The organism is Prochlorococcus marinus str. MIT 9401 (genome assembly GCF_000760095.1).
Classification (GTDB): domain Bacteria; phylum Cyanobacteriota; class Cyanobacteriia; order PCC-6307; family Cyanobiaceae; genus Prochlorococcus_A; species Prochlorococcus_A marinus_I.
On sequence record NZ_JNAR01000013.1, the window covers coordinates 99,195 to 106,188 of the forward strand.

The window sequence follows — 6,994 nt, forward strand, 5'->3', positions numbered from 1 at the left end:
TCTCTAATTATTTTTAACAATATTATTAACTAATTCGTTTATTCTTTGCCTTAATAATCCGATAAAACGATGACCTTGAGCGGTCATTATTATTTCAGAAGTTGATATTGCCAGAAGCAAAATTTGAGTGACATTTATAGCCTCAGGCGCATTATTACAATTATCAAGAATAAGCTTGTGGGAACTATTAATTAATATTCTTATATTTTTAACTTTACTATTAATATTCTCAGAGTCTTTATCTAAATATTCAATTGAATAAAGACTTGAATCTTTTAATTCACTCATTGATACTGAGATATTCCATTCAACTCCACCAATTGAGTACTTAAAAAACTTTTGATCTTGAATATTAAGCTCTGAAGATTCATCATTTTTTTCATTGACGGATTGATTAGGATTTATGCCAGTTATTGATGGATGATTATTACCTTTGATTGCATCTGATAACCTACTGACTAAATTATTTTCTGGGACATTTTTATTAAATGTTGTATTTATTATTCCATTTTCATTTCCCAACTTTTCAGTAATACCTTTGGTTGCAATAAACATTTCAATTTTTGATTTTTCATCTAATTTTTTTGCTCTGTATTCATTCGCTTGTTTGATAATTTTTAAAGGATCAGAATTAATAATTTCCTTTATTTTTTCATTTAATTCATCTTCATATTCGAGAAAGTTAAAACTGTCTTTTGTATGCGAAACATCAAATCCATCTATATGAATCTCCCCAAAAATTCTTTGATAGGGAAAGGTATTTGAACTTCCAAAAATTTCTATAGGTCGTCTTTTCTCATCATCTGATCCCTCTATTAATCTCTTTCTTCTGAAATAGCTAAATCCTGCCTGAGTTGTAGAGCCTTTTTCTCTTATAGCAACAAAACCCTTTATTGAAGCGCCATTACTCAAATTAAATGAGAGTGGCTTTTTCCATTCAAAACTTTGGCCATTTTCATCCCATGCTGGAGGAGAGTTTAAAATATCAGGATCAATATACTCTAATTTTTCTCCATTAAATTCTATTTCTAATAAATTTGATTTTAAAAAACACCTATAGATAGAACTCAAATGAGACTTAATTTTTTTTATTGTGTTTCCTCTTAATTGGGAATGTAATTTACGCAATTCAATTCTTGTAAAACCACTTTTAGAAGACTTTTCTTGAATCTCTGGTGACAAAAATCCATCACTTACTTTTAGATTTTCTTCTACAAGATTGTATTTAAATATTTTATGAGAATCTATAGGTTGAGTTACAACAGTCCAATCGGGTGAAAACCATAATCCAGCAGATTTCATTCCTATTCCAAATTCAGATAAACCAGACCTGTCAGCTGGAGGAATTCCTGCTGTAAATGCTCTTTCATGTTCTTTTTCAGATATTCCATAAGCATTATCTTCAACTGATAAATAAGAATTATTAGGATCATATTTTATATTTATTAGACATTTATTTCTAGTATCAAAAGTGCCATTTTTAGTTTCAAAACTTTGAATAGCATTGTCGATAAATTCGGCTAAGGCATACCAAGACTTGTAGTTTATATGTTTAAAATAACCATAAACTCCCATACCTGGAGTTATGTTAAGTGACTGAGAATCTGTCATGCTGGAAGTTTTTCTTTATCAGTACTTATATTTTTTATTAAAGATAAACTATCATAATTTAAAAGTTTTTCAGCAATTAATTTAACAAGTTCCTTATGAACTGTATTTCCTAAAGCTTTCGTATCAAGAGTATGAAAACCTAAAAGCTTTGTAGAATTTGGAAAACCAAAAGCTCTTACTATTTCTTTAGATGTTAAATGCCTTTTTATTGGACCATATATAGGCTTTTGAGAAGTAGTAAGAGATACAATTGTAGGAACATAATCAGGATTACTTACTCTTATGCCACTAGGTCTTAGTTGTATGGTATGGTCCCAAATATTAGGAGAATTAGATGGCTTAAAACACCACTCCAATTTTCTATAGGTATAATCTAAAGTCCTAATCTGATCGACAATTTCCTTGTCAATAAAAGGTTTATATTCCAAAAACCATGTCCTATTATTATCTAAAAACTTGATCTTCCATAAAGGAAATTGAGCCACCTTTTCCCTAGCGTAGGGTGGTAAATCTTTAAGTTTTTGATTTATTAATTCTTTTGAATCTCCATTATCAAGCATTTCTTGATAAGGAGTATTTATTGCATAGGGGTATTCTGAATAATATTCCTCAAGCCATAACGGAAAAGATGGAAGATCTTTATTTTTATTTGGTAAACAATCTATAAATTTATTCCATAAATTAATCGCATCAGTAGCCTGCTTACTGATTTTGCAATTATCTAAAACAATTTGTTGATCATTTAATTTCTCTAATTGTTTTTTAGTTAATATGATTTTTTTAAGGGACGGTTTTATTTCATTAGGAATTGGAAATGGGTTTTTTGGTAAGTAATTAAGAGAACCAACCGCAAAAAATCTTTCTCTTTTTTGAGGATAACCAAAGTGATGAGGAGAAAGATGAAAACTTGATTTATCAGTAGATGAAGAGATATCAGTTGTTGACCTTACACAATATCCTAATTTCTCAATAATTGTTTTTATATCATTCCAAGTTTTACCTTCATCATGCCTTGGGAAATTACTAACATTTTCAAAAATAAAATTTTTTGGCTTTAATTTTTTAAGAATATCTAATACATAAAAAATACAGTCTCCTCTATTCTTATCTTGTAAACCTAATTGTTTTCCACTTTTAGAAAATGGCTGACATGGAAATCCTGCAACTAGAAGATCATGGGGCGGTACTTTATCAATTGATTTAGCTATGTCACCGTACATTAATGCTTTTTTAAACTTATGATTTTTTATATACAAAGCTCTTAATTGTGGATCAATTTCACTTGCAAAAACACATTCACCACCCAACTCTTTTAAAGCATAATGAAACCCTCCTAAACCAGAAAATAAATCTACAAATTTAAAACTCTTCATTATGAAAAATAATTAGTTTTAATTTAATTCTTAAAAAATTTAATTCAATATATACACAACTTTTTTTCAAAGACTTTTATACATTACGTGCATTATGTGTTTAAACACATACCCACGTACTAGACATAAGTAGTTTAGTTGTAGTTGAGAATGGTTTATTTTCAGTACTTACAATGATGATGTACACACATCCAGTAAGTAGTAGCCAGTCAATTTCTTGTCTTTCACCTCTTCTACCCATGTATTATGAAGGGGTTACGTAATCGCTTGCAATCATTGGGATCTGAAGTACCATAAATATTCCTATATTTTTAGTTAATGTCGATAAAATTCTTCTTAATACCCTTTTTATTAGTCTTCTCACAAATACCTATAAGGGCTCATGATCACACATTTGAAAGCTGGAATGCTAAACAATGGGAAGATTATCCTTTTGAATGTGTAGAAACAGGAGCAACACCAGAATATACAAGGTGCTACGCAGAGAAAGCAAATAAAAGAGACTGGGATTTAAGGCAAGAATTGAATGATGATAAACTTTGGAAAGACTGGATGAGCGCAAGACGCAGGATATGTCATCACTACAAGTCAAAACATTTTGGGCAGGGAACAGTTAAACCCCTAATGGTAATTTCATGTGAAATGAGACTAAATACAGAAGCCACCAGATACTGTATTAATGGTGAAGATAAGCAATGCGGATAAAAACAATCTTATAATTTTAAATATCTTGTCTTAAGTAATGTCACTATCGTCATACCGGATGCACAGAATTTATCTTGCAGCGACCATGAATTATGGTCTCGGTTCTGATGATCCAGAGGAGTTGGCCTACTACAACAAAATCAGAAAAGAGATGGATGATATGAAAAAAGAACCAGTTAAAAAAGGGATACCCCTAAATTGGGATACCCCCGAAGGAATGGATAAATGAACCTAAATACTTTTTTATTAATTGATGGGAGTCTGATGCTTATTGGTCTGCCTTTGCTGATGATTCTTAAAGGTAAAAAAAAGACTCCCTAAGTCATCACTTAACCGCGAAAGTCACTCCCATAACCGCAGTGATGTCTTTCTTGATGGTGGTAGTGTCATAAGAACCCCAACTACTTACCTTGGTGGAATTTGGAACAGTTATTTGAAAAACACCGGTGTTAACTCTCTTTAAACCACCTACTTCAGAGCCTGCCTCTAGAGCGATAGCTTCAGCTCTGATTCGAGCATCCTTTGCTGCCTTAGCAAGCATGTCAACGCGCTTATCAGCCAGCTTTGAATAGGTGAATTCAGGACGGCTTGGTTTCACCCTTACTCCTTTCCCAAGCAATTCTGTTATCTGACTATGAGTCTTCTGGATCTTATAAACATCCCTACTTTCAATCTCAATATTCTGATAAGTAATCCATTCAGTTCTAATAATTTCATTAGTCTTGGGATTCCTGGTTTTATATTCACTGATACTCGCAGGGCCAAGATAAACATCCTGCTTTATGCTGTCCTCAATTCCATTGGCTTTAAGGAATTCCATTGTCTTATTAATAGACTCCTTGTGCTTGATAAATGAGTCAATCTGAGTTTTACCTGAGGTCTTTACCTGGACTGACCATTTTGCAATATCACTCTCAAAACTTTCAGTACTTGCACCTGTAACAGTGATAGTATTCTCAACCGTTTTGAACCCTCTCACAAGCACCGTGGAGGCGCCCATAAACCCTCCGAGAGATAGGACAGCCATTGCGAAAACAAGTGGCGGGGTGCGGCGTATAATGCCCAGAGAATCGCCTGGCAGCGACCTGAGTCTCTTAATAATTTTCATTGTCTATCAGTATGTGTGTAGGAGCTTTTTAACAGCTGAACCGAAAGAAAAATATTAAAAATCCCTGACTTTTATTCCTTCAGTTCTATCTGGCCATTAAAGGAAACATCTTATGTTGATGTGCCAATTTTGGAGTCGGTTACTAATTTTGCCAAATGAAATAATTATCCGCAAGAAGTATATTTGTATTATGAGAAAAGTTATTTAGAACTAATCATAAAATTAAAAATAAAAAATCTCTACAAGAAAGACTATGGAATTATTTACAAGAGAAACTATCGGTAACTACACGAGTGATCCGTACGCAAGAAATGATCATAAATACTCCAAAGAAATGCAACAAATAAGAAAAGAATTACGCAAACTTGATCAAGAAACTAAAAAAGATGGTGGCGTTGTTGATTGGAATAAAATGTTAAATGACATGATGTAGTTTTTAAACTTTTAGATTTATTTAAAGCCAATATAAAATGTCATTTTCAAGAGTTTTTCTAACTTTTACTTCTTTATTTTTCTAAAAGAGATTTCCCTGAATTTCTTCACTATCATCTTTCACAGGATTACAGACCAACTTGGCATATTGCTCGGAATAAGCGCAGTTTTTACAGGATAAATTTGGTTCAGGAATCTGGTCATTATTCATCAGAGAAACCATTGCATCTATTTCTTTTTCAATCCAATCAATATTCCAATCATATGGAACTAAATATTCGTCGAAATTCATTCTTTTATTAAATTCCTCGTCATCTCTTTTCGCATTACAAACTAAAAAATAGGATGTTTTATGAACATCAAATCCCATCCCCTTCAGAAGATAGGCGTAGAAATCCATTTGGATTTTATAACCCTCATGATATGGGTCATCAAGATAATCCTGTTTATCTACTCTTCCAAGTTTTGCCTGTGACTTGTAATCAACAACTATTAATTCCTTTGTAATCTTGTGCTGCCAAATATCATCAACTCCTCCAGTCAAAATGATGTTTGTATCCTTATGACGAAGTATCAATCCTTTATGCAGAGAATCACGCCAATCATCCATATCGGGATGATCAAAAGGAACTAGATGACTCAAATCATTATCGATGAATAATCTATGAGGAATTTGCCTTTCTCGGCAATAATCAAATTCTTTTTTTAAGAGCAAATCAGTTGTCTCGTTTAAAGTCCATCCAGGTGTTCCTGGCGGGTCAAGTCCTTTTACCCTATCCAAGTAAAAACATCTCTTGCAGGTTAAAAAATTGGAAAACCTTCCTCTACTTATTTTGAAATCCTCTATCTGATTAGGAGAATAAGACGAAGATGCTCTTGTCCTTAATCCAGTTGCTTTTACGGGTTCTTTTTTACTATTTCTTTTAAGATCTATCATGACTTTTAATTCAAATTAATATCTCTAGTTTTCCTTTTATAAAATAATCTACCTCTGCGAAACCAGAGCCTTTGGTAGTAATTCTTTTCAACATCCAATTTGCTGCTTCTTTATATAAAGCTGGTTGAGGTTTTTCAGATATTACGGAACAACAGTACTCAGGTATTTTTTTTCCAGTGACTCCATTCTTTATTCCGCCAGATAGAAAAGAGTGAATAAACTTCCATATGAGACTCTTTCCATTGTTTTTCTGTAAAAGATGCGACATAAAAATATGCTTTTTTTGGGGAGACCTTTTCATAAAAAAAGTTGCCACTGGAATTGTATCTTTAGGGTTCCAACTCTCTAACTTATATCGGTCAGATGAATACATCTCATCTGAATTGTGAGCCAGGCTACCTTTGGGATTCATCGCTCCAGCAAAAGCTACTGCCTCATCATGAAAGTAATCTTTTATCTGATGAGCTTCTTCTTCCATCAAAAAATTAAAAAAAGAGGGTTTTATCCCTCTATGTTAGATCGACTGTCAATCAAATTACTTTGTTTTAAGTTCAGGTTCGTACACAGCACCATTGCAAACTGCTACTGCAATACTTTCTTTTGATGCTTTATCCCAATTTTTTAGTTCCATCTCATATTTATCAATCCATTTAAAAGTTTTTTTAAAACATTGATTCCAGTAAAATGCCTTTTTTGAGATAGGTATCAAGGAGATAAAAATGAGAACTATCGCAGTTGTAGATGTTATTACACAGTATTTGATGACCTTTGGTCCTTTATTAGGTGACATAAAAAAGAGGGTATTATCCCTCTCAGTTTAGATCGACT

Annotated in this window: 10 protein-coding genes; 3 read left to right on the plus strand and 7 right to left on the minus strand. The window is 32.6% G+C overall.

The window, feature by feature from the left end; genetic code table 11:
* Positions 1 to 3: 3 nt before the first annotated feature.
* From EV01_RS09275 to EV01_RS09755, 3 genes are all read right to left on the minus strand, one after another.
* Complete coding sequence (locus EV01_RS09275; RefSeq protein ID WP_050496406.1) at positions 4 to 1,611, minus strand: ATP-binding protein; 1,608 nt, start codon at positions 1,609 to 1,611, stop codon at positions 4 to 6.
* Positions 1,608 to 2,984, minus strand: coding sequence for a DNA cytosine methyltransferase (locus EV01_RS03975; protein WP_032517513.1), 1,377 nt, complete (start codon positions 2,982 to 2,984; stop codon positions 1,608 to 1,610). Before EV01_RS03975 ends, EV01_RS09275 begins: the two co-directional genes overlap by 4 nt.
* A 100-nt stretch (positions 2,985 to 3,084) precedes the next feature.
* Positions 3,085 to 3,225 (minus strand): hypothetical protein, encoded by a 141-nt coding sequence (locus EV01_RS09755; RefSeq protein WP_193741459.1) that lies wholly within the window; start codon positions 3,223 to 3,225, stop codon positions 3,085 to 3,087.
* Between the two features lie 77 nt (positions 3,226 to 3,302).
* Here EV01_RS09755 and EV01_RS03970 point away from each other — a divergent pair, with 77 nt between their 5' ends.
* Both EV01_RS03970 and EV01_RS0108920 read left to right on the plus strand, forming a co-directional pair.
* Complete coding sequence (locus tag EV01_RS03970; protein ID WP_032517511.1) at positions 3,303 to 3,689, plus strand: hypothetical protein; 387 nt, start codon at positions 3,303 to 3,305, stop codon at positions 3,687 to 3,689.
* A 37-nt stretch (positions 3,690 to 3,726) separates the two neighbouring features.
* On the plus strand, positions 3,727 to 3,918 hold the full coding sequence (locus EV01_RS0108920; RefSeq protein ID WP_012007190.1) for a hypothetical protein: 192 nt from the start codon (positions 3,727 to 3,729) through the stop codon (positions 3,916 to 3,918).
* Positions 3,919 to 4,014: 96 nt separating this feature from the next.
* On the opposite strand, the gene EV01_RS03965 is transcribed toward EV01_RS0108920, so the two are convergent.
* Positions 4,015 to 4,797, minus strand: coding sequence for an SIMPL domain-containing protein (locus EV01_RS03965; protein WP_032517509.1), 783 nt, complete (start codon positions 4,795 to 4,797; stop codon positions 4,015 to 4,017).
* A gap of 253 nt (positions 4,798 to 5,050) precedes the next feature.
* Here EV01_RS03965 and EV01_RS03960 point away from each other — a divergent pair, with 253 nt between their 5' ends.
* Complete coding sequence (locus tag EV01_RS03960; RefSeq protein ID WP_032517508.1) at positions 5,051 to 5,230, plus strand: hypothetical protein; 180 nt, start codon at positions 5,051 to 5,053, stop codon at positions 5,228 to 5,230.
* An 81-nt stretch (positions 5,231 to 5,311) separates the two neighbouring features.
* Here EV01_RS03960 and EV01_RS03955 read toward each other — a convergent pair whose 3' ends face one another.
* The 3 genes from EV01_RS03955 to EV01_RS03950 are packed head-to-tail and all read right to left on the minus strand — an operon-like array spanning position 5,312 to position 6,956.
* Entirely contained in the window at positions 5,312 to 6,166 is an 855-nt protein-coding gene (locus EV01_RS03955) for a PD-(D/E)XK nuclease family protein (protein WP_032517506.1), read from the minus strand.
* A 10-nt stretch (positions 6,167 to 6,176) separates the two neighbouring features.
* Positions 6,177 to 6,644, minus strand: a complete 468-nt coding sequence (locus EV01_RS0108925; RefSeq protein ID WP_032517505.1) for a hypothetical protein — start codon at positions 6,642 to 6,644, stop codon at positions 6,177 to 6,179.
* Positions 6,645 to 6,701: 57 nt separating this feature from the next.
* Positions 6,702 to 6,956, minus strand: coding sequence for a hypothetical protein (locus tag EV01_RS03950; protein ID WP_025967683.1), 255 nt, complete (start codon positions 6,954 to 6,956; stop codon positions 6,702 to 6,704).
* Positions 6,957 to 6,994: the final 38 nt, after the last annotated feature.